This is a genomic window from Streptomyces lothianensis (assembly GCF_047779955.1).
In the GTDB taxonomy this organism is placed as follows: Bacteria; Actinomycetota; Actinomycetes; order Streptomycetales; family Streptomycetaceae; genus Streptomyces.
Genome location: NZ_JBLMKT010000037.1, coordinates 211161 through 234470 on the forward strand (window position 1 = coordinate 211161; position 23310 = coordinate 234470).

At 72.3% G+C, this 23310-nt stretch carries 16 protein-coding genes; 9 read left to right on the forward strand and 7 right to left on the reverse strand.

All coding sequences use genetic code 11. The features are described from left to right. Nucleotides 1-28 precede the first annotated feature (28 nt). From ACLF6P_RS13375 to ACLF6P_RS13390, 4 genes are all read left to right on the forward strand, one after another. Nucleotides 29-2404, forward strand: coding sequence for a serine/threonine-protein kinase (locus tag ACLF6P_RS13375; RefSeq protein ID WP_463315317.1), 2376 nt, complete (start codon nt 29-31; stop codon nt 2402-2404). Between the two features lie 13 nt (nt 2405-2417). Continuing rightward, complete coding sequence (locus tag ACLF6P_RS13380; RefSeq protein ID WP_415950503.1) at nt 2418-3872, forward strand: PP2C family serine/threonine-protein phosphatase; 1455 nt, start codon at nt 2418-2420, stop codon at nt 3870-3872. A gap of 142 nt (nt 3873-4014) precedes the next feature. Beyond that, nucleotides 4015-5352, forward strand: a complete 1338-nt coding sequence (locus tag ACLF6P_RS13385; protein WP_415950418.1) for a vWA domain-containing protein — start codon at nt 4015-4017, stop codon at nt 5350-5352. A 123-nt stretch (nt 5353-5475) separates the two neighbouring features. Continuing rightward, the gene (locus tag ACLF6P_RS13390) at nt 5476-6669 is read left to right on the forward strand and encodes an FHA domain-containing protein (RefSeq protein ID WP_415950419.1); all 1194 of its coding nucleotides are present in this window, start codon (nt 5476-5478) and stop codon (nt 6667-6669) included. Between the two features lie 52 nt (nt 6670-6721). Here ACLF6P_RS13390 and ACLF6P_RS13395 read toward each other — a convergent pair whose 3' ends face one another. Continuing rightward, nucleotides 6722-7699, reverse strand: coding sequence for a methyltransferase domain-containing protein (locus ACLF6P_RS13395; protein WP_415950420.1), 978 nt, complete (start codon nt 7697-7699; stop codon nt 6722-6724). Nucleotides 7700-7813: 114 nt separating this feature from the next. Between ACLF6P_RS13395 and ACLF6P_RS13400 the strand changes: the two genes are divergently transcribed. The 4 genes from ACLF6P_RS13400 to ACLF6P_RS13415 all read left to right on the forward strand — a co-directional run bounded on the left by ACLF6P_RS13400 (nt 7814) and on the right by ACLF6P_RS13415 (nt 15388). Next, a complete protein-coding gene (locus ACLF6P_RS13400) occupies nt 7814-8218 on the forward strand; it encodes a globin (protein ID WP_415950421.1) in 405 nt (134 codons plus the stop codon). A gap of 192 nt (nt 8219-8410) precedes the next feature. Further along, complete coding sequence (locus ACLF6P_RS13405; RefSeq protein WP_415950422.1) at nt 8411-11623, forward strand: ABC transporter permease; 3213 nt, start codon at nt 8411-8413, stop codon at nt 11621-11623. Nucleotide 11624: 1 nt separating this feature from the next. After that, a complete protein-coding gene (locus ACLF6P_RS13410; RefSeq protein WP_415950424.1) occupies nt 11625-14330 on the forward strand; it encodes an ABC transporter permease in 2706 nt (901 codons plus the stop codon). A gap of 26 nt (nt 14331-14356) precedes the next feature. After that, entirely contained in the window at nt 14357-15388 is a 1032-nt protein-coding gene (locus ACLF6P_RS13415) for an ABC transporter ATP-binding protein (protein ID WP_415950504.1), read from the forward strand. A gap of 143 nt (nt 15389-15531) precedes the next feature. Here ACLF6P_RS13415 and ACLF6P_RS13420 read toward each other — a convergent pair whose 3' ends face one another. Genes ACLF6P_RS13420 through ettA form a run of 3 tightly spaced genes read right to left on the reverse strand, consistent with a single transcriptional unit; the run spans nt 15532 to nt 18286 of the window. Next, on the reverse strand, nt 15532-16179 hold the full coding sequence (locus ACLF6P_RS13420) for a hypothetical protein (RefSeq protein ID WP_415950426.1): 648 nt from the start codon (nt 16177-16179) through the stop codon (nt 15532-15534). Then, entirely contained in the window at nt 16176-16622 is a 447-nt protein-coding gene (locus tag ACLF6P_RS13425; RefSeq protein WP_415950428.1) for an acyl-CoA thioesterase, read from the reverse strand. The genes ACLF6P_RS13420 and ACLF6P_RS13425 overlap by 4 nt, the downstream gene beginning before the upstream one ends. Continuing rightward, entirely contained in the window at nt 16622-18286 is a 1665-nt protein-coding gene (gene ettA, locus ACLF6P_RS13430; protein WP_415950429.1) for an energy-dependent translational throttle protein EttA, read from the reverse strand. Before ettA ends, ACLF6P_RS13425 begins: the two co-directional genes overlap by 1 nt. Before the next feature lie 256 nt (nt 18287-18542). On the opposite strand from ettA, the gene ACLF6P_RS13435 reads away from it, so the two are divergent. Continuing rightward, nucleotides 18543-18791, forward strand: coding sequence for an SCO4226 family nickel-binding protein (locus ACLF6P_RS13435; RefSeq protein WP_415950431.1), 249 nt, complete (start codon nt 18543-18545; stop codon nt 18789-18791). A gap of 240 nt (nt 18792-19031) precedes the next feature. On the opposite strand, the gene ACLF6P_RS13440 is transcribed toward ACLF6P_RS13435, so the two are convergent. From ACLF6P_RS13440 to ACLF6P_RS13450, 3 genes are all read right to left on the reverse strand, one after another. Then, nucleotides 19032-20411, reverse strand: a complete 1380-nt coding sequence (locus ACLF6P_RS13440) for a Cys-Gln thioester bond-forming surface protein (RefSeq protein WP_415950432.1) — start codon at nt 20409-20411, stop codon at nt 19032-19034. A 353-nt stretch (nt 20412-20764) separates the two neighbouring features. Next, complete coding sequence (gene ssb, locus ACLF6P_RS13445; RefSeq protein ID WP_415950434.1) at nt 20765-21238, reverse strand: single-stranded DNA-binding protein; 474 nt, start codon at nt 21236-21238, stop codon at nt 20765-20767. A 138-nt stretch (nt 21239-21376) separates the two neighbouring features. Continuing rightward, nucleotides 21377-23242 carry a YfjP family GTPase gene (locus tag ACLF6P_RS13450; protein ID WP_415950505.1) on the reverse strand — a complete coding sequence of 622 codons (1866 nt, stop codon included), beginning with the start codon at nt 23240-23242 and terminating at the stop codon, nt 21377-21379. Nucleotides 23243-23310 lie beyond the last annotated feature (68 nt).

Here is a 23310-nt window from a genome sequence, read left to right on the forward strand (position 1 = left end):
GGCGTCCTCGACGCGCGGGAAACTCGGCGTGGGTCTGGTGACCGTGCCGCAGGTGCCGCGGCCGGATCCGCGTTCGATGGTGCAGCAGAACCCGGAGGTCCCCGAGCGCAAGCGATTCTGCTCGCGCTCCGACTGCGGCGCGCCGGTGGGCCGCGCGCGCGGCGAGCGGCCGGGCCGCACCGAGGGCTTCTGCACGAAGTGCGGCCACCCGTATTCCTTCGTGCCGAAACTCGGCAACGGGGACATCGTGCACGGCCAGTACGAGGTCGTGGGCTGTCTCGCGCACGGCGGCCTCGGCTGGGTGTACCTCGCCGTGGACCGCGCGGTCTCCGACCGCTGGGTGGTCCTCAAGGGCCTGCTCGACACCGGCGACCAGGACGCGATGGAGGCCGCGATCTCGGAGCGGCGCTTCCTCGCCGAGATCGAGCACTCCAACATCGTCCGCATCTACAACTTCGTCGAACACCTCGACCAGCGCACCGGCTCCCTCGACGGGTACATCGTCATGGAGTACGTGGGCGGCAAATCGCTGAAGGAGATCGCCAACGAGCGGCGCACCGAGGCGGGCAAGCGCGATCCGCTGCCCGTGGAGCAGGCCTGCGCCTTCGGTATCGAGGCACTCGAAGCGCTCGGGCATCTGCACAGCCGTAATCTGCTCTACTGCGACTTCAAGGTCGACAACGCGATACAGACCGAGGACCAGCTCAAGCTGATCGACATGGGCGCGGTCCGCAGGATGGACGACGACGAGTCCGCGATCTACGGCACGGTCGGCTACCAGGCCCCCGAGGTCGCCGAGGTGGGCCCTTCGGTCGCCTCCGACCTGTACACGGTGGCGCGTACGCTCGCGGTCCTGACCTTCGACTTCCAGGGCTATACGAACGTCTTCGTGGACTCGCTGCCCGACCCGGAGAACATCGAGGTCTTCCGCACCTACGAGTCCTTCTACCGGCTGCTCGTACGGGCCACCGACCCGGACCCGGCGCGGCGGTTCTCCTCCGCACAGGAGATGGCCGAGCAGCTGACGGGTGTGCTGCGCGAGGTCGTGGCGCTGCAGACGGGACGGCCCAGGCCCTCCCTGTCGACGCTGTTCGGTTCCGAAGTGCGGGTCACGGACACCGAGTTGTTCCGCGACCGGGACGGCGAGGTCTCCAAGCTGGGCCTGCGGGCAGAGCCTGCGGGGCGCAGGGCGAGGCGCAACGGAGCGGCACGCAACGGTTCGGGCCCGGCCGGCTCGGTTGCGGGCAGCCCGGTCGCGGGCCTCGGTCAGGGCTCGGGCGCGGCCGGATCCGCCCTGCCGCCGGTGCCGAACACGCCCGCGATCCCCGCGCAGTCCGCCCCGCTTCCCGCGGGCGCCCCCCACCCCGCGGGCGCCCAGCCGGCGACCACGGCGGGCCAGGTCGGTGCGCCCGCCAGTACGCCGCCCGGCGGGCTGCCGCCCGTGCCCGCCGCCCCCGCCGGTTCGCTGGTCAGGTCCCTCGCGCACGCCGCGACCGCGCTCGCCCTTCCGGTGCCGCGGGTCGATCCGGGCGATGCCAACGCGGGCTTCCTCGCGGGTCTGATGGCCGCCGCGCCCGCCGAGCTGATCACGGCCCTGCGCGCGGCGCCCGCGCCTTCGCTCGAACTGCGGCTGCGCGAACTGCGCGCGCTCCTGGAGATGGACGACCAGGCCGCCGCCGGCGAGCTCCTGGAGAATCTGGAGCGCGCGCACCCGGACGACTGGCGGGTGGTCTGGTACCGCGGCCTGTCCGCACTGACCACCGGCGATTTCGAGGGCGCCGCGCCCGCCTTCGACGCGGTCTACGACGCGTTCCCGGGCGAACCGGCCCCCAAGCTGGCGCTCGGCGTCTGCGCGGAGGTGCTCGGCCAGCTCGACAACGCGGCGGAGTACTACCGCCTCGTCTGGACCACCGACCCCAGCTATGTGAGCGCGGCCTTCGGGCTCGCCCGGGTGCAGCTGGCCGCCGGGGAGCGGCGCAGCGCGGTGCGTACCCTGGAGTCCGTGCCGGAGGCGTCCATCCACTACACGGCGGCGCGCGTCGCGTCCGTACGGGCCCGGCTGCGGGACCAGGCGGTGCACGAGCCGCTGCTCGACGATCTGACCGCGGCTGCGGGGCAGGTCGAGGCGCTGCGGCAGTTCGGGCTCGACGCGGTCCGGCGCGAGCAGCTGTCGGCCGAAGTCCTGGGCACCGCCCTCGACTGGGTACTCTCCGGTAGCCGCGGTGCCGCACCGCCGCAGGGGTCCGCCGGTTCCCTGCTGCTGGGCAGCACACTGGACGAGCGGGGCCTGAGGTTCGGGCTCGAGCGTTCGTACCGGATGCTGGCCCGCCTCGCGCAGCGCGGTGACGAGAGGATCGAACTGGTGGAGCGGGCCAACCGCTTCCGCCCCCGGACGTGGGTGTGAATTGATGTCGCAGATGCGCCAGCTGACCGAGGGGGCAGAGATGTCGTCGTGCCCGAGCTGCGAGGAGCCGCTGGAGAGCGGCGACCGCTTCTGCGGCGCGTGCGGGCACGACCTGTCGGCCGCGCCCGAGCCGGTCGCCACGGACGACCACCCCACGATCGCGATCAACGGGGCGGCCGAGGCACCGCACACACCGGCCACTGCCGCCACGCCGGGAACGGCCGCCGCGCCGGAGGTGCCGGGCACACCTCCCGTACCGGGCACGCCTCCTGTGCCGGGCACACCTCCCGTACCGGGCACGCCCCCTGTACCGGCGACGCCGCCCGCTCCCGCCGCTCCCCCGGCCCCCGCCGCCGCCCCCGTCCAGTGGCCACAGGCCCCGGACGAGGACAGCACCGACACACACCACCCCGGCGAGCTGCGCGGCACGGACTCCTCCGGCTCCGAGCTCACCAGCGCCGTACGGTACGACGGCCTCCCGCAGGCCGAGGAGTACGCGCTGCAGGCGCCCGATCCGCGGACCGCGGCGGCCGCCCCGGCCGCCGGGACGAAGCTGTGCGTCGCCTGCCGCACCGGCACGGTCGACACCGACGGCTACTGCGAGCACTGCGGCCACGCCCAGCCGCGGGAACGCGACCACATGGAGCGGGAGTTGGACGCGGTGGCCGCGGTCAGCGACCGCGGGCTGCGCCATCACCGCAACGAGGACGCGTTCGCGGTCTCCTCGACCGCGCTGCCCGACGGTTCGCCCGCGGTCGTCGCGATCGTCTGCGACGGCGTCTCCTCCGCGACCCGCCCCGACGAGGCCTCGGCGGCGGCCGCGCAGGCCGCCAACGAGTCGCTCCTTGCCTCGCTGCCGCGCGGCACGCACCCGCAGCAGGCCATGCACGAGGCGATCATCGCGGCCTCGGACGCGGTCAACTCCCTCGCCCAGGACCCCGCGGCCGCCCTCCAGCACGACCGGCACCGCCACCAGAACGCACCGGCCTGCACTCTGGTCGGCTCGGTGATCGCGGGCGGGCTGCTCGTCGTCGGCTGGGTCGGCGACTCCCGCGTGTACTGGGTGCCCGACGACCGTACGTCGGCGCCCGCCCGGCTCACCGAGGACGACTCGTGGGCGGCGCAGATGGTGGCGGCGGGCCTGATGAGCGAGCAGGACGCGTACGCCGACGAACGCGCGCACGCCATCACCGGCTGGCTGGGCGCCGATGCCTACGAACTGGAGCCGCACACGGCTTCCTTCAAACCCGACCGCGCAGGTGTCGTCGTGGTGTGCACCGACGGACTGTGGAACTACGCGGAAGGCGCGGCCGAGATGGCCACGGCGGTCCCGGCCGACGCGGGCGAACGCCCGCTGCACTGCGCCCAGGTCCTCGTCGGTCACGCGCTCGACGGCGGAGGCCACGACAACGTAACAGTGGCGGTACTGCCGTTCTCCCTTGCACCGCAAGGGGCAGGATCGGCCTAGCAGGGGGCTGTGCCCGGGGGGCCGGAGCGGCTTCGCGGGTGCGGGATCCAGACAACTCGGTTCATGTCAGCACGTAGCGCCGACCGGGCTGCCCGCACTCCGGGAGCCCGGTCTGGCCGGCTCAGCTGAGGGGGAGCACAGCATGGCGAATTTCTCGAAGTCGAATGTTCCGCAGTTCTCGGTCGACGTCTACCAGAACGAGTACCTGCCCGAGGGCGGCCGCGAGGTGAACGCGATCGTCACCGTCACGTCGACCGGCGGCGGCACCGTGGGCGGTACGGCGGTGCGCGCGTACGCGGCGGGCAGCGCACCGGACGCGGCGGTGGCGCTCATGGTCGACTGCTCGGGTTCGATGGACTATCCGCCGACCAAGATGCGCAATGCGCGCGATGCCACGGCCGCGGCGGTCGACACCCTGCGCGACGGGGTGCACTTCGCGATCATCGGCGGCACGCATGTGGCCAAGGAGGTCTACCCGGGCGGCGGGCAGCTCGCGGTGGCCGATGACCGCACCCGCGAACAGGCCAAGCAGGCCCTGCGGAAGCTGAGCGCGGGCGGCGGCACGGCGATCGGCACCTGGCTGAAGCTGGCGGACCGGCTCCTGGCCTCCGCCGATGTCTCCATCCGCCACGGCATCCTGCTGACCGACGGGCGCAACGAGCACGAGAAGCCCGAGGACCTGAAGGCCGCCCTCGACGCCTGTGCGGGCCGTTACACCTGCGATGCCCGCGGGGTGGGGACGGACTGGGAGGTCAAGGAGGTCACGGGGATCGCCTCGGCGCTGCTCGGCACCGCCGACATCGTCGCCGATCCCTCGGGGCTCTCCGCGGACTTCACACAGATGATGGAGTCGGCGATGGGCAAGGAGGTCGCCGATGTGAGCCTCAGGCTGTGGACGCCGATGGGCTCGGAGATCACGTTCGTGAAGCAGGTGGCGCCGACCGTCGAGGAGCTGACGGACCGGCGTACCGAGGCGGGCCCGCGGGCGGGCGACTACCCGACCGGTTCCTGGGGCGACGAGTCCCGCGACTACCACGTGTGCGTGCGGGTACCACAGGCCGAGATCGGCCAGGAGATGCTGGCCGCCCGCGTCTCCCTGGTGGTGCCGCAGAGCGACGGCAGTGTCGAGACGCTCTCGCAGGGGCTCGTACGGGCCGTGTGGACCGACGACATGGCGGCCTCCACCTCGATCAACCCGCAGGTCGCGCACTACACGGGCCAGGCGGAACTGGCGCAGGCGATCCAGCAGGGCCTTGAGGCCCGCAAGGCGGGCGACTTCGACGGGGCGACGGCCAAACTCGGACGTGCGGTGCAGCTCGCGGCGGCCTCCGGCAACGAGGGCACCGCGAAGCTGCTGGCCAAGGTGGTCGACGTCGAGGACGCCGCGACAGGTACTGTGCGACTGAAAGCGAAGGTCGAGGACGCCGACGAGATGACTCTCGAGACCCGGTCGACCAAGACGGTTCGCGTGAAGAGGTGAGTACCGTACGGCACCGCGGCGACCTGCCGTGATGTCCTACGGAGACGTAGCGACGACGACGTACCGCGAGGTACCCGACGAAGCGGCCCCCGCGGCCGTAGAAGGAGAGGGGGAAGCGCCGACATGCCGACCTGCCCGAACGGACACCAGTCGGGTTCCGACGACTGGTGCGAGGTCTGCGGCCACCGCATGACCGGTGCGAGCGCGCCCTCCGGCGCCGTCCCCCCGCCCCCGCCGCCGCCCCCGGGCGGCGCCGGTTACGGCTACCCGCCGTCCGGACCCCAGCAGGGCGGTTACGGCTATCCGCAGCCGCAGCAGTCGGCCGGACCGCCGCAGCTGTGCCCCCAGTGCCAGACCCCGCGCGAGGCGAACGAGCCGTTCTGCGAGGAGTGCCGCTGGAACTTCATCACGAACACGGCGACGTCCTACACCCCGGCCGCCCCGCGCCAGCAGGCCCCCGGGGTCAATCTGCCGCCGGGCTTCCAGTCGCAGCAGCCGGGCGGCGAGTACACCAGCTCGCGGCCCTCGCAGATGAACCGTCCCGCCGAGCCGCTGCGGCCGGACGGGGCCGGTGCGGGCGCAGGGTTCAACGGTGCGGGTTCGGGACCGGTCGGCGGGCCCGGCTCCGGTCCGAACCAGCCAGGCGGGCCGGTGGGCGGACCTCCTGGACCTCCCGGACCTCCCGGCCCTCCCGGGCCCAACGGCCTCAACGGCCCCACAGGCGGCCCGCCGCCTCCGCCCCCCACGCAGGGCTACCAGCAGCCCGGGCCGCCGGCTCCCCCGGCGCCCGGTCCCGGCGCGCACGGCCCCCAGGGCGGCGATGACGACTGGATGCTGCAGCCGCCGTCCGCGCAGTCCGCGCCCCCGGTCCAGCACCCGATGGCCGGCGGCTACCCGGCGCAGCAGGCTCCGGCCGGGTGGACCGCGGTGATCGGTCCGGACCGTGAGTACTTCATGGCGATGATGCAGCGCAGCGGCCCGGAGGCCTCCAGCCTCAACCTGCCCGCGTACTCGCCGGAGCAGGAGCGCAGGCTCACCGGGAACCAGCTCACCATCGGCCGCAAGCGCCACTCCACGGGCGAGGTGCCGGACATCGACCTCTCGGTCCCGCCGGAGGACCCGGGCGTCTCGCACCAGCACGCGGTGCTCGTGCAGCAGCCGGACGGAGGCTGGGCGGTGGTCGACCAGAACTCGACCAACGGCACGACGATCAACGGCGGCGAGGAGCCGATCCAGCCGTTCGTGCCCGTCCCCCTGCAGGACGGGGACCGGGTCCACGTGGGCGCCTGGACGACGATCACGCTGCGCCGCGGTTAGAGCCTGTTTCCGACGGATCAGGCAGGCCGTCGGCGGTTCGTGTGGGGGCCGGTCACGCCAGCCCCCACACGTACGGTCCCTCCGGGTCGTCCAGCCAGGCCCACACCGCGTCCCCCGACACCGTCACCCCGAACCGCTCCCGTACGGGGCGGTCCTCGCGGCGCCACAGGGTGAAGGCCTCCTCGGGATCGAGGGAGCCGGCGGTGAGTTCGAGCATGAAGCGGAAGAGTTCGTTCTGGGTGATGCGGCGCGGCAGGGCGGAGACGTGCCGCGGCCGCTCGGGGTCGGGGTTCGCACCGCCCCGCAGCGGCACGAAGTACGCGGGGGTGTGCAGGAAGCGTCCCTGCGCATGCCCGGCATCGCGCACCGTGAGCAGGATCAGCCCGGTCGCCATCGGCGCCAGGATCCGCGCCCCGGCCCGGCACTGCTCCAGCCAGGGGCGCGGAACGGTGGCGAGCGTACAGGTCGCGATGATCCGGTCGTAGGGGGCACGGGCCGGGCAGCCGCGCGCCCCGTCGCCCGTGACGACCGCCGGGTGGTAACCGGCGCGGTCGAGATGGGCCCGGGCCGCCTCGGTGATCTCGGGGTCGAGGTCGACGGTGGTGACGAGGCCGTCGCCGAGACGGTGGCTGAGCAGCGCCGCGTTGTAGCCGGTGCCTGCACCGATCTCCAGGACGGACTGCCCGTCGCGTACGTCCAGCTCGGCCAGCATCTTCGCCATGAGGGACGGCTGGCTCGACGAGGAGACGAGTTCCCCGTCCCGTACGCGCGTGGCCAGCGGGGCATCGCTGTAGACCCCCTCCAGCCAGCGGGCGCGCCGGGCCTCGCTCGGATCCTCGCCCCACAGCCGCTCGTACCCGCCGAGCACGGAGGCGTAGTAGTACGGCACGAACAGGTGCCGTGGCACGGCCATGAAGGTCTCGCGCCAGCGCGGATCGCCCTCGAAGCCCCCGTTCGCCGCGATCTCCCACACCAGAGCGGCCCGCGCCACCGTCGCGGGATCGTCCACAGGCTCCGAGGCCGCACCCATATACCCACTGTGGAGCGATTTGCTCCCCGATGCGAGGTCCCGCGCCCGCACAAGGGTGCGGACAGGAGTCCTAGTCCCACAGTCCTCGGCCGGGGTGTCTGCGACGATGGAGGGGTGAAAGAGATCCCGCGCGGCACACTTCAGGAGCAGACCTTTTACGAGCAGGTCGGCGGCGAGGAGACCTTCCGGCGCCTGGTGCACCACTTCTACCAGGGTGTCGCCGAGGATCCGCTGCTGCGGCCGATGTACCCGGAGGACGACCTCGGTCCGGCCGAGGAGCGGCTCGCGCTGTTCCTGATGCAGTACTGGGGCGGTCCCCGCACGTACAGCGATCACCGCGGTCATCCGCGGCTGCGGATGCGGCACGGCCCGTTCAAGGTCGACCGAGCGGCGCACGACGCCTGGCTGAAGCACATGCGGGCGGCCGTGGACGAGCTGGGTCTCTCCGAGGAACACGACCGCACGCTCTGGAACTACCTGACGTACGCGGCCGCTTCGATGGTCAACACCGACGGCTGACCCGACAGCAGCCGGCTGCCGCTCACCATCCCGACACACCCGGCCCGATCGGAATGCGGTACTCCCGTACCGCAATGCGGTCACGATCTGGTCAAGTTCGTCCAGCGAGCGCTTTCCCCGCCACGGACGAGCTGGCAGAGTCGCGCCCCAGGGCTACGGAGCGGGGGCTCCGCCCAGGGGACGGGTGATCGGGTGTCGGGGTTTGTCTTTCTGCGCGTGCGCGCACACCGCCTGCTGCTCGTCGCGGCTCTGCTCGCGGTACTCCTCACCACCTCCGTCCTGGCGACGCTCACGGGCTTCTCCGGCGCGATCGGCGACGCGGCGCTGCGCCACTCGCTGACCCATCGGTCCGCAGCCCCCGCCTCGCTGGTCGTCAAGTCCTCGACCGCCCACGCAGAGCGGGCGGAGGCCGAGGAGAAGGTCGCGGCGGGCGCACGAGAGGTCTTCGACGGGCTGCCGGTGTTCTGGCGCACGGCCGAGCGTTCGGGGACGTACGCACTGCCGCGCTCGCTCCAGGCACCCGGGGCCCGTTCGGGCGACCCGTACCTGACCCACCTGGCCGCCCTCGACCGCTCCCGGCTCGAACTGGCGGAGGGCTCCTGGCCCGTGGCCCCGGGCAGCGGAAACATCCAGGTGGCGCTGCCCGAGGCCGCCGCCAAGGAGCTGAAGCTGAGCCCCGGCGGCCCGCCCCTGGAACTCACCGACCGGCTGAGCGGTCCACCGGTCACGGTCGAGGTCACGGGGATCTACCGGCCCCTCGACACCACGGACCCCTACTGGCTCACCGACACGTTGAACGGCCGTGGTCTCCACAAGGTCGACTTCACCACGTACGGGCCGATGCTCACCGACCCGGCCGTCTTCACCGAAGGCAAGGTGAGCGCCGGTGACATCTCCTGGCTGGTGACCGGTGACTTCAGCGGCGTCGGGACGGACCGCATCGCCGCGCTGCGGGCGGCCGCCGAGCACGGCACCGAGCAGCTGCGCAAGGCAGGCTTCAGCGCGAGCACCCAACTGCCCGAGCTGCTCGAACGCTCCGAGCGCGCCCTGCTCGTCTCCCGTTCCACGCTCCTGATCGTGGCACTGCAGCTGCTGATGCTCGCCGGCTACGCGCTGCTGCTCGTGGCGCGGCTGCTGTCCTCCGAGCGGGCCGGCGAGACCGACCTGCTGATGGCTCGCGGCGGTTCACGCGGCCAGGTCGCCAAGTTCGCGGCCGCCGAGTCGCTCCTGCTCGCCGTCCCCGCGGCTGTGTTCGCACCGCTGCTCGTCGGCCCGCTCACCGAACTCCTGGCGGGCCAGGGCGCGCTGGCCCGCATCGGACTCGACCTCGACACCTCGCCCACCTTCCAGGTGTGGCTGGTGGCCCTGCTGGTCTCACTCGGCTGTGCGGCCGCGGTGGTCGCGCCCGCACTGTCGTTCACCGGACTGCGCCGCTCGGTGCGGATGAAGGCACTGCCCGCTCCCGTACGGGCGGGCGCCGACATCGGTCTCCTGGTGATCGCGGGCGTCGCGTACTGGCAGCTCGACCGGCAGACGTCCGGCGGCGCGCTCACCGGCGACTCCTCGGGCGAGCTGGGCATCGACCCGCTCCTGGTCGGCGCCCCCGCGCTCGCACTGCTCGCCGGCACCGTCCTGACGCTCCGGCTGCTGCCGCCGGCCGCGAAGCTCGGCGAACGCCGGGCCGCCAAGGGCCGTGGGCTGCCGGGCGCGCTGGCCGGCTGGCAGCTCAGCCGACGCCCGCTGCGCGGCGCCGGGCCCGTACTGCTCCTGGTACTCGCCGTGGCCATGGGCATGCTCGCGATCGGGCACAGCTCGTCATGGGACCGCTCACAGGAGGATCAGGCCGACTTCCGCACCGGAACCCAGGTGCGCGTCCAGGGCGGCCGGATATCGGGGCCCGAGCAGAGCTCGGTGTACGCGTCGGTGCCGGGCGTGCGGGCGGCGGCGCCCGCGGTACGTACCACGATGGAACTGCCCGGCCGTCAGACGGCCGATCTGCTCGCCCTGGACATCCGCGACGCCGCGGACGGCATGCTGCTGCGCGAAGACCTGGGCAACGGCGGTGAACTGCGGGGCGCGCTCAAGGCGGACAGCACGACTTCGTACGGGATGAAGATCCCCGAGAAGGCGCGGAAGCTGGAGTTCGTCCTGCGCGTCTCTACCGAGGAAACCACCACGGCGGCCCCCGCGACGGTGAGCGCCCTGCTGCGGGACCGCCATGACGGCGCACACTCCGTCACGCTCGGTACGCTCCCGGCCGACGGCGAGCCGCACACCCTCACCGCCGAGCTCGGGGCGGCCGGCCCGTACACGCTGACCGGCTTCGAGGTGCTGGCACCGCCGTCCGCTCAGAAGGCCGAGGCCCATGAGTTGTCCGTGGTCGAGGTCCGCGCGGACGGGAACACCGTGACGGTGCCCCGGACTTTGCGCTGGGAAGGCAGTCTGCGCACGGTCACCCGGCCCTCGGCGCCCGCGCAGGACGAGAAGCCGGTCGAGCTCGCGATCTCCACCGCGACGGACGCTCTGCTGACGAGCACGTACCAGACCGCCCGCAAGTGGCCGGATAGCGACGACGTCTTCACCCGGCAGTTGCTGATCACCGCGGCACAGCCGAAGGCGCCGATGCCGTCGGCCGTCGTGACCGAGCGCTTTCTCGACGCGAGCGGCGCACATCGCGGTGACGAGATCGATCTGCCGCTCGCGCGTGAACCCCTGCGGGTACGGATCGCGAAGGTGGTGCCCGAACTGCCCACGAGCTTCGGTTCGGGCGGTGCGGTCCTGGTCGATCTGCGGGCGGTCAACAGCAGCTTGGCGCAGGAGCACCTGGCCGAACTCCCGCCCAACGAATGGTGGCTGACCACGGATCCGGCGCAGGCGGGCCAGGTGGCCGCCGCGCTGCGGGCCCGGCCCGATCTCGACCCGGAGCAGGTGCTCGTCAGGCCGGAGGCCGCGGAGCAGCTGCGGGACGATCCGCTGGGCGCGGGACCGCAGTCGGCGCTCCTCGCGGTGGCCGCGGTGGCCGCCGCGCTCGCGGCCGTCGGCTTCGCGGTGAGCGCGGCCGGTTCCCTCCGGGAGCGGGCGGCCGAGTTCTCGGTGCTGCGTGCGCTCGGCACTCCACAGCGTGAACTCGCGCGGCTTGTCACCGCCGAGCAGGGAGTGCTGATCGGCGTCTCGCTCATGGCCGGTCTCGCCCTGGGCGCTGTGCTGACCCGCGCCGTGCTGCCGCTGATCGTGCTCACCGCGGATGCGGGCAAGCCCGTGCCGCCGGTCCTCGTGGAACTTCCCGTGGGCCGGATGGCCCTGCTGCTCGTGACCGTCGCGGCCGTGCCCATGCTCGTGGTCGCGGCGATCGCGCTGCGACGCGTGGATCCGGTGGTGTCGCTGCGCCACGAAGGGGGCAACTGAGATGCGGACCAAGGCAACCGTTCCCTGGGTGCGGACCCGGCTGATGGCCGCCCCGGCGCAGGCGGTCGCACTGGGCCTCCTCGTGCTGGTGACCTCGTTCCTGGCAGCCGTCTTTCCGCGCGCCGTCGATACGTACGAGACGCAGGGGCTGCGCCAGGAACTCAAGGACGCCGGTCCGGCGCACAGCGGCATCGAGATCACTCACCCCGTCAACATCCCGGTCGAGGCCCTGACCAGCTATGACCCCGAGTGGTCCCGCCGGAGCCTGCCGGAGTTCGTGAAGGCCCTGCCACCCCCGCTGGCCACCATCCCCTCCGAGGCGTCCTCCGGCATCCAGAGCCGCCGGGACGCCACCGTGCTCGACGACTGGCTGCCGAAGCCGGAGGGTGAACCGGCGGCCATGGCGGTCGCCGCACAGAGCGACGTGGCGCGGCACGCGCGTCTGGTCGAGGGCCGGATGGCGCAGGGCGAGGACTTCACCCTCGACAGCACCGAGGCCGAAGCGGTGGTGACCGTCGAGACCGCGAGGACGCTGAAGATCAAGCCCGGTTCGGTCCTCCACTTCGCCACCGTGGATCCGGCGGTGCGGGTGGCGGTGAAGATCACCGGGGTGGTCGAACCCCTCAATCCCCAGGGCAGCTACTGGTCCTTCGAACCGACCCTGCGCGCCCCCGCGCTCGCCTTCACACCGGCGATGCACCCCCACGCGTACTGGCGTGGCGGGATCCTGCTCGCGCCCGAAGCAGCGCCGATCATCCTCCGCCTCGGCCAGGGCGCCGAGACGTACGTGCGACTGCCGACCGACATCGACAGCCTCCACATCACCGACCTCGCGGCACTGCAGAATGCCGTGGCCTCCCTCGAGGCCGGCCCCGCACAGACCGAGATGCGAAAGCTCTTCGGTCCCCGCGCCGTGGTGTTCACCGATCTGGGCCAGATCACCGGGCAGTTCCAGGACACACGTGAGGCCATCGCCCCCGTGGTGGCGGTCGCCGTCTACGGCATCGGCGCGGTCGCCCTCATCGTCCTCCTGATGACCGGCGCACTCGCCGCGGCCCGGCGCAGCCGCGAGGTCGCCCTGCTGCGCGCCCGCGGCGGCTCCGTGCGCGGCATCACCGGCCGGATCTGCGCCGAGACGGCGGTGGTCGCCCTGCCGGCCGCCGCGCTCGGCTGGCTGCTCGCGGCGCTCCTGCGGCCGGAAGGCCGGCTGCTTCCGTCGCTGCTCGGCGCGGGCCTGGCCGCCGTGCTCGCCTGCGGTGCGATTCCGGTACGGGCGGTGGTGCGTCATCTGCGCCTGCGGGCCCACGGTGGACGCGATGACCTGGCCGAGGCGAAACCCTCGCGCCGCCGCACAGTCGCCGAACTGACCGCCCTCGTCCTCGCCGTGGGCGCCGTGGTGGCCCTGCGACGGCGAGGCAGCGGCGAGGCCGACGCTCTCGTCAGCGCCGCTCCGGTCATGGTGGCCCTGATCGCCGCGCTGCTTCTCGTACGGGTCTATCCGCTGCCGCTGCGGATCGCCGGACGGCCGTTGCTGGGCCGGCGCGGGGCGATCGGGTTCCTTTCGCTGGCGCGCGCCTCACGCACCTCGTCCGCGCAGGCACTCCCGCTGCTCGCCCTCCTCGTCGCACTCACCACGGCGGCCTTCGGCGGCAGTGTGCTCGCCGGGGTCTCGGACGCCCGTGACCAAGCGGCGGTCCAGAAGGTGGGTGCGGACCTGCGGATCAGCGGAAAACCCCACCAGCCGCTACCCGAAGAGCTCGCCGGACGCGTTCGCGGCCTCGACGGCGTCCAGGAGGTCAGCGCCGTCTACGTGGACGCGGGACTGCGCATCCCCGGCTTCGGCAAGAACGTCACGCTGATCGCGGTGGACCCCGAGTCCTATGCGCGCCTATCCGCCCGTACCGGAACCGGCGCCTTCTCCGCGGACGAGTTGACGGACCCGGACTCGAAGGCGGCGCCCGCACTCGCCTCGCCGAAGGTCGCGGAAGTCCTGGGCAGGACCGAGCACACCCTGCGGACCCCTGCCGGCCGGTTCACCGCCGAGGTGGTGGGGACCCGGGAGCGCACCCCCGCGAGTTTCGGGGCGGAGTTCCTGCTCGTCGACGCGGGCCGGTTCACGGACCCCGCGGCGACCGCGCTGTTCGTCACGGGCGACGGCCTCGACCGCGAACAGGTGGCCGAGGTCATCGACGAGGTGGACCCGACGCTCGTCCACGAACTGCGCACCGACCGGCGGGCTGCGCTCGCCGACGCCCCGCTGCAGAACGGCGCCGAGACCGTATACGGCTCCGCCGTGGCGGCCGGTGCGGGCTATGCCGTGCTGGCCGTGCTGCTCTCGCTCCTGCAGTCGGCCCCGGAACGCACCGCGCTCGTGGCCCGGCTGCGCACGATGGGACTGGGCAGGGGGCAGGCGCGCAGGCTGCTCGTACTCGAAGCGCTGCCGCAGGCGCTGCTCGCGGCGGGCGGCGGCATCCTCGTGGCGCTCGCCGCCATGGAACTCGTCGCGCCCGGACTCGACCTGGGACGGATCGCGCTCACCTCGGACGCCGGCGTCCTCCGCGGCGTCCGACTGCGGATGGATTCCCTGTCGCTGCTGGTGCCGGCCGCCTCGGTGGTGCTGCTCGCCACCGGGGTCGCGCTCGTGCAGGCCTGGTGGACGGCACGGCAGACCTCCCTCACCGAACTCAGGGCTGGAGACGGGCGATGACCGAACCCATGACGACGACCGAACCCATGACGGGCGGCGCTACCGAGGCCGCCGAGCGTGCCGCGGGTGCCGGGAGCGCCGAGGCCGCCGGGAGCGCCGCGGATGCCACCGCAAGTCTCGCCGAGCTGGAGGCGCGGGCCGCGACACGGCGCGACCGGCCCGCCTTCGGCCATGACGCGCTCATCACCTGCGACCGTCTCGTGCGCATCTTCACGGCCGACGGGGTCGAGGTGCAGGCGCTCCAGGGACTCGACCTGCTCGTCGCCAAGGGCGAGTTGATGGCCCTGGTCGGCGCGTCCGGCAGCGGCAAGTCGACGCTGATGAACATCCTCGCCGGCCTCGACGAACCGACGGCCGGGCAGGCCCGGGTCGCGGACTGCGATCTGCTCGCGATGGGCGCCAAGGAGCGGCTGCACTACCGGCGCGAGATCGTCGGCTTCGTCTGGCAGCAGACGGCCCGCAACCTGCTGCCGTATCTGACCGCGGCCCAGAACGTGGCCCTGCCCATGCAGCTGCGCGGGGGCCGCAAGCTGCGCAGCCGGGCGAAGAAGGCGGCCCGCGCCGAGGAACTGCTCGAACTCCTCGGCGTCGGCGAGCTGCGCGACCGGCGGCCCGCCCAGCTGTCCGGCGGGCAGCAGCAGCGCGTCGCGATCGCCGTGGCCCTCGCCAACGACCCCTCCGTGCTGCTCGCCGACGAACCCACCGGTGAGCTCGACTCGGCGACCGGCCGGCAGATCTTCGAATCCTTCCGCGCCGCCAACGAGGAACTCGGCACGACGATCGTCATCGTCACCCACGACCAGACCGTCGCCACCGAGGTCCGCCGCACGGTCGCCATCCGCGACGGCCGCACCTCCACGGAGGTCCTGCGCCACTCCCGCATCGACGCGACCACCGGCGAGGAACATCTGGTGGCCCGCGAATACGCCATGCTCGACCGCGCGGGCCGCCTCCAACTCCCGGCGGACTACACGGAGGCGCTGGAGATGCGCGACCGGGTGGCGCTGGAGCTGGAGCAGGACCACATCGGGGTGTGGCCGGACGACTCGGGGAAGTAGCCCAGCTGACTGTCAGCCCGTCCGGCGTTCGAGGACGAGCGCGTTCGGCGCGATCAGGGGCAAGGGGCGCAGCCCCCCATGGGGGTCCAGGGGGGAAGCCCCCGGTTTCGGGAAGGGGCGGGGTGGGGTGGGGTGGGGGAACGCTATACGGGCGTGACCCCGAGCCCCGGCAGCCCGCCCGCCCTGCGCAGGGCCACCGACCCGTACGGGGTGCGCAGCCGCAGCCAGGGCCCGGCGGCCAGCAGCGCGACCGGCGCCTCGGGCCGCAACAGCCCGAAGACAAACGCCGCGTGTGCCGCACGCAACGGCAGCGACGTGGACCCCAGGCTCCGCCCCCAGATCTCCGCCCCGACCCGGTCGAGCTCCGCCCGCGTCCGCTTCTCCTCGGGCAGCTCCTCGACCCGCGCCTTGAACTCCCGCACGGCGGCCCGCACGGCAAGGCCCAGCTCCCCGCCGTCAGGCAGCCCTTCCTGCTGCTGCCAGCCGCCCCGCGGAGGCAGCAGCCCGGCCCAGGAGGGCCCGGTCACGGCCGCCGGGACGGTGACCGAGGCCGCCGAAACGGCCTCGAGCAGCTCACCCGCCGAGACCGTACGGTCCAGCTCGGCCGCTTCGGCCAGCTCGACGGCGCGTACGACCACCACGTCGAGCGCGGGCGCCCGGCCGAAGACGGCGAGCGCGCGGCCCGCCGCCTGCAGCCGGACGGCCGCGGCCCGGTCGTACTTCAGGAGCCGCTGCAGGAAGGCGACGAGCCCCGCCGCCTCCCCTTCGCCGGCCAGCGGCAGCACGGTCATGCCGCGACGGCCTCCGCTTCCTTCACATCGGTCTCGGCCACGGCGTCGGCGTCGTCGTCCGCGTACTCCGCGAGGAACTCCCGCTCCTCGTCGGTGATCCGCCGCGGCCGCTGCGTCTCGAAGTCGAACGGCACGATGACGGTCGAGGCGCGCACGTACACCGCGTCCTCGTCCTTCACCTCGTAGGCGATCGTGAACGACGCCGCCCTGACCTGCGTGACCCACAGCTCGATCTTCACCGGCTTGTGCCGGTGCACGAGCTGCCGCTTGTAGTCGATCTCGTGGCGCGCCACGACCGACCCCTGCTGGAAGTCCTTGTCCGGGCGGAACAGGAAATCGATGCGCGCCTCTTCGAGATACCGAAGAAAGACCACATTGTTGACGTGGCCGTACGCGTCCATGTCCGCCCAGCGCAGGGGGCAGTCGTATACGTGGCGAGCCATCAGCCGCGGGTCAGCTTCTTGTAGGTGGCGCGGTGCGGACGGGCCGCGTCCGGACCCAGCCGCTCGATCTTGTTCTTCTCATACGACTCGAAGTTGCCCTCGAACCAGAACCACCGGGAGTCACCCTCGTACGCGAGGATGTGCGTGGCGACCCGGTCCAGGAACCAGCGGTCGTGGGAGACGACCACCGCGGCGCCCGGGAAGTCGAGCAGCGCGTTCTCCAGGCTGGAGAGGGTCTCGACGTCGAGGTCGTTGGTCGGCTCGTCGAGGAGCAGCAGGTTGCCGCCCTGCTTGAGGGTCAGCGCCAGGTTGAGGCGGTTGCGCTCACCGCCGGAGAGCACCCCGGCGGGCTTCTGCTGGTCCGGTCCCTTGAAGCCGAAGGCGCTGACATACGCGCGGCTCGGCATCTCGACCTGCCCGACATTGATGTAGTCGAGCTCGTCGGACACGACCGCCCAGAGCGTCTTCTTGGGGTCGATGTTGCCGCGCGTCTGGTCGACGTAACTGATCTTGACCGTGTCGCCGACCTTGATCTCACCGGAGTCCGGCGTCTCCAGGCCCTGGATCATCTTGAACAGCGTGGTCTTGCCCGCACCGTTCGGACCGATGACGCCGACGATGCCGTTGCGCGGCAGCGTGAAGGACAGGTCGTCGATCAGGACCTTGTCACCGAAGGCCTTGGACAGGTTGTTGACCTCGACCACGATGTTGCCGAGCCGCGGGCCCGGCGGGATCTGGATCTCCTCGAAGTCCAGCTTCCGCATCTTGTCGGCCTCGGCGGCCATCTCCTCGTACCGCGCGAGACGCGCCTTGGACTTCGCCTGCCGCCCCTTGGCGTTGGAGCGGACCCACTCCAGCTCGTCCTTCAGCCGCTTCTGCCGCTTCTCGTCCTTCTTGCCCTCGACCTTGAGGCGCTCGGACTTGCGCTGCAGATACGTGGAGTAGTTGCCCTCGTAGGGGATCGCGCGGCCGCGGTCCAGCTCGAGGATCCACTCGGCGACGTTGTCGAGGAAGTAGCGGTCGTGGGTGATCGCGACCACGGTGCCCTTGTACTGGGCCAGGTGCTGCTCCAGCCAGTTCACGGACTCGGCGTCGAGGTGGTTGGTGGGCTCGTCGAGGAGCAGCAGGTCAGGGGCCTCGATCAGCAGGCGGCAGAGCGCGACACGGCGCTTCTCGCCACCGGAGAGGTTGGTGACGGGCCAGTCACCCGGGGGACACCCGAGCGCGTCCATCGCCTGCTCCAGCTGAGCATCCAGATCCCATGCATTCGCATGATCCAGATCCTCCTGGAGCTTCCCCATCTCCTCCATCAGCTCATCGCTGTAGTCGGTGGCCATCAGCTCGGCCACCTCGTTGAAGCGCTTGAGCTTGCCCATGATCTCGGCGGCGCCGTCCTGCACGTTCTCCAGGACGGTCTTGCTCTCGTCGAGCTCGGGCTCCTGCATGAGGATGCCGACGCTGTAGCCCGGCGACAGGAAGGCGTCGCCGTTGGACGGCTGCTCGATGCCGGCCATGATCTTCAGCACGGTCGACTTACCCGCACCGTTGGGACCGACCACACCGATCTTCGCGCCGGGCAGGAAGTTCAAGGTGACGTCATCAAGAATCACCTTGTCGCCGTGCGCCTTGCGCGTCTTGCGCATGGTGTAGATGAACTCAGCCAAGAGAAACCGTCCGGCAAACTGGAAGTGGGCAGATACACCCCATCTTGCCTGACGCCCACCTCCGGGGGGAAACCGGTACGGCTGGACCCCTGCGACCTGGCCGTTCGACACGACGTCCGCCGCATACCGGCAGTCGGCAGGACGGCGGCGCGGCCCGTCCGGTCGCCGCCGGATTCGCGCGGGCGCAGGATGGAGATGGTGGCCGGCAAGCGGGCCGGCCATCCAAGGCTCCGGAGTCGAAAGAAGGTGAGACGCCATGCCCCAGTTCATGGACGTCCACCACGGGATGAAGAACATCACGGCCGACCAGCTCAGGGAGGCCCACCAGAGCGACCTCGCCATCGAAGGGGAAGAGGGCGTCCACTTCGAGAAGGCCTGGGCGGACCCGGAATCCGGCACGGTCTACTGCCTCTCCGAGGCTCCCTCGGCCGACGCGGTCCAACGCATCCACGAACGCACGGGCCACCCGGCCGACGAGATCCACGCCGTGCCCCTCACCGTGTGACGAGGTTCGACTGTCAGTGCGGGCGACCAGGGTCAGCGCCGCACGGTCGGTGGCGAGGTGTCCAGCTGCCAACCACCCCTCGCTGAAGCAGGGGGCTTGCGCAGCGGGCGCCGCTGGCCGTGGCGGTGTGCTTGCGTCCGGTCCCGCGCCCGGTTCTCGGGCGTGGGACGGGGGCCGTTGACCCGACCCCGCGTCGCCGCCACACCTCCGCGTCGACGGTTCGTCGACGCGGAGGTCAAGTCACTCGTCGCCCTCGCCCGACCCGCCCTTCCTGCGCAGCAGGAAGACGACCGCGCCGCCGAGGAGGACGAAGCCCACCGCAACTCCGGCGATCACCGGGGTCGCGTTCGAGCTTCCGGTCTCCGCCAGGTCGTGGCCCGAGCCCGCCGTCCCGCCAACCGTGGCGGGGCTGGGGGCGGACTGGGGGACTATGTCGTTGCCCTGGGCTGCCGAGGCCGTGGTCTTCGTGGCGCAGTCGAGGACGCCCGCGAAGCGCTCCTCGAAGCCGTGCGGACCCGTGATCGTGAAGTCGTAGGCCTGGTCCTCCTGCAGCGGGATGGTCACCGTGCGCGACGTGCCCGCCGCGATCGTGTGCTCGAAGCCCATCAGCTCGAAGGTGAAGTCCTCATCGCCCTGGTTGCGGGCCGTGATGTCCACGCCGCCCGCGGCGCAGTTCCGCTCCGCGGAGAGCGCCGGGACCGGACCCTCCTCGGCCCAGTTGACCTTCGCCGTCGCCGAGACGGTCGATTCGCTGGAGCCCGCGAGGATCTGGGTCTGCGAGCGGCTCTGCGCGACGAAGGCACGGCCGACCGGCACGCTCGTGGAGGCCTGCACGGTGAGTGAGGCCGTTCCGGCCGCGCTCTTCGGCACATCGAAGTACAGCCGACTGCCGTCGACCGCCGAGGTCACGGGCCGCCCGTGCTCACCGACGACCTTCACACCGCTCGCCGCGGCGTCCTGCGGCGGGCTCACGGTCACGCTCCGCGCATCGGTGTGCACCGTGATCGGCCCCACCCGCTCACCGGAGCGCCCGGAGACGGCGGGCGGGTCGAGGGTCAGCGAGGCCTTCGGCTCCGCCAGACTCCGTGCGCTCCTCTCCAGATAGTCCGCGAGCCGCTCCGCCTGCGGGTCGGTCGCGGTCACGTCCGCGCCGTCCGAGTAGCGCCAGATCGCCACCTGTGTACCGGCCGCCGCGTCGGCTTCGGTCAGTCCCTTGGCACCGGCCTTGCGGGCCAGCTCCGCGAGGTCGTTGACCTGCGGATAGGAGTTCTGCAGGATCCAGTGGATCTTTCCCGCCTGCAGGTTGGCCTGCAGCGAGGTCGCGCTCCAGGAGGTCTCCCGGTACTTGGCGTCCACCTGTGTCGGGTTGTCGATGTCGATGCAGTACGTCCTGAGCGTGCCGCCGCCTTCGACGGACATCTCGAAGAGCCCGGCCGGTATCTGCCGCGCCTCGCCGTTCTTGCGGATCACGGCCTGCCCGTGGGTGGCGAGACCGCCAAGGGTGGCGGTGGCGCCGCCCGACACCTGCGGCTCCTCGTCCGCGGCGGCCACGCCCGCTCCGGCGAGCGCACCGACCACCAGGAGTCCGGGGACGAACAACCGCGCCGCGAGGCGGGCCACACCCCTTCGGTGTACGACGAACGACGAGCACGAAGACAACACGAACTTCCCCTCCGGGCAGGACCCATGGCCATGGGGACGGTCCCGCCAGCACACCAACCTCACACGCCCCGTGAGCTACGCCCGGAATCCTAGGGACACGCGGCAGCCCACATCCCGGTCAAGCCGTACGGCAAGCCTTCCGACGCGGAATTGTTATGGCGGGTAACGCATCCGACCTGCCGATATCGACAAATCGCCAGCCCGGGCAAGGAAGGATTGGGCGGTTTGGGCGGTTTGTCGCGGCCGGCCCCAGCGCTCGCGCACACCTCAGGCACCTCAGGCACCTCAGGTAGATCAAGCGCCTCAGTACCTCAGAAGACCGGTTCCGGGGCGCGCTCCGGCAGCAGGCCCGACCGCACCCCCGGATCGTCGCCGCTCCCGCTCCCTTCCCCACCCCCACCCGTGAGCCCCGGATTCGCCCGCGAGGCCCGTCGGAAGGCGGCCGTCCCCCGCGACAGGTCGTGCCCCAGCGCCACCGCCTCGATATCGACGCCGACCACCCCCTGCTGACCCGATCCCGGACTCTCCTGACGCACCTTCAACCGCCCCTGGACCACCACCGGATCGCCGATGTTCAGCGAGGAGGCCGCGTTCTCCGCGAGCGCGCGCCAGGCGAAGACCGTGAGGAAGTTCGTGTGCCCGTCCTTCCAGCCCTGTGCGGTGCGGTCGTAGTACCGCGAGGAAGAGGCCAGCCGAAACCTGAGCATCGGCGTCCCGTTCGACGCGGCCCGTGCCACAGGTTCCGTCGCCACATTCCCCACGACCGTCACCAAGGTCTCGTTCATCCGATCAGCCTCCCCTGCGCGCCGCATGGCGCGCGACATGCGTACGGGCCCGTCCCGTACGGCTGCGGCCGAGACCGTGGCGCTCCGCCGCGACCCCAGACTGCGCCCCATCGGCACGAGCCCGCTCGCCCCTGTGGACTACCGACCGGCTGTGGACAACTCCGTCACCCTTCCGAGGGACCCACTGCCCCGCCCCACTCCGCCGAGAGCGCTGCCGCCCACCGCAAAACCCCCGGTGGCAGGCCCGAGGAGGCCCGAGCCACCCACCTGCGGCACCACCCCGAGCACCCGCACGTACTGCTCCCTGACCTCGCGATAGCGCAGCAGCTCCGCCGCCACCGGATCGAGCACCCGCTGCCGCCCGCAGGCCGCGGCCGCCTCGCGCAACTCCCGCTCGGTGTCCTGCCCGTAGCGCCGCGCGGGCCCGCGCGCGGCCATCCGGCAGGCCCACTCCACACCCGGTCCGCCCACGATGCCCGTGCTCATCAGCAGCACCGGAACCGTCAGATTCGGCTCGGTGACCCCGATGATCTGCCCGAACAGCCAGAGCCCGCCGACCACCTGGAGCAGCGTCATCAGCGCCTGCACCAGCACCGCGACCGGCCACCACCCCGGCCTCGGCGGCTTGCGCGCGGGCAGTGCCGCCTTCACCGCGAGCTCGTCGAGTGCCTCGGGCAGCCCTTCGCCGCCACGCGCCGCGGCATCCCGTACGGCCTGCGCCCAGGGCGCAGGAAGCCCGGCCACCGCTTCGTCCGCGACGGTGTGCACCGCCTGCTCCACGCGCTGGCGCGCGGTCGCCTCCTCCTCCACGGGCGCCGACTCGCCTTGCACCGTGACGGCACCGGTGCGGAGCGCGTCGTACCAGCGCCAGAGCCTGAGCCACGGCGTACCGCAGGCCTTGCCCGCCCCGCGGCGCCAGGCCCGTTCGGCCGCCTCGCCCGCGGCCCCCGCGCCCACCGCCTCGGCCAGCCGGTCCGCGAACTCCTCGCGCGCCCGCTCGCTCAGCCCGACCCGCCGCCCGGCGGCGTACACGGGCTTGAGGCTGCGCGCGACCGCGTCCAGATCGGCGGAGATGCGTCGCGTGGCGGCGCCGCGTTCGGCGACGAACTGGCCGAGTGCGTCGCGCAGTTCCTCCACTCCGTCGCCGGTCAGCGCGGAGAGCGCGAGGACGGTGGCGCCTGGTTCGCCGTGTTCGCCGAGCGCGATCCCGTCCTCGTCGAGCAGCCGCCGCAGATCGTCGAGGACCAGGTCGGCGCTGTCACCGGGCAGCCGGTCGGTCTGGTTGAGGACCACGAAGCTGACCTCCGCATGGCCCGCGAGCGGCCGCAGATAGCGCTCGTGCAGCACGGCGTCCGCGTATTTCTCCGGGTCCACGACCCAGATCACGGCGTCGACGAGCTTCAGCATCCGGTCCACGTGCTCGCGGTGTTCCGGCGCGGCCGAATCATGGTCCGGCAGGTCGATCAGTACGAGGCCGGACAGGCGGGGGTCGGGAGCGGGGCCCTGCAGGGGGCGGCGGCGCAGGCGGCCGGGGATGTCGAGGCGGTCCAGGAGGGGCGCCGCACCGTCGGACCAGCTGCAGGCGAGCGGTGCCGCGGTGGTCGGGCGGCGTACCCCGGTGTCCGAGATCGCCACGCCCGCCAGCGCGTTGAACAGGGTCGACTTCCCGCTGCCGGTCGCCCCGGCCACCGCGACGACGGTGTGCCGGGCAGAGAGCGAGCGCCGCGCGGCCGCCTGGTCGAGCACCCGGCCCGCCTCGGCCAGCGTGGCGCTGTCGAGCCGGGCGCGCGAGAGGCCGACCAGTTCGCTCAGGGCGTCCAGACGGGCCCGCAACGGTGCGTCGTAGTCGAGTCCGCGCGGGCCTGCCTGCGCGGAGCGCTCGCGTGCGGGCTGCTCCTCCTCGTCCATGGCGCGCCGGGCGATCAGGCCGTCGTCCCAGCCGGTGGAGGGGTCGGTGGATCCCCCGTCCGGGGCCGAGGCCCCGGCTTGGGACGGGGGATCCACCGACGAGGCCCCGGCACGGGTTCCGGCGCGGGCCCTTCCCTCCGAAGCGGAGACACCGCTGCCGGCAG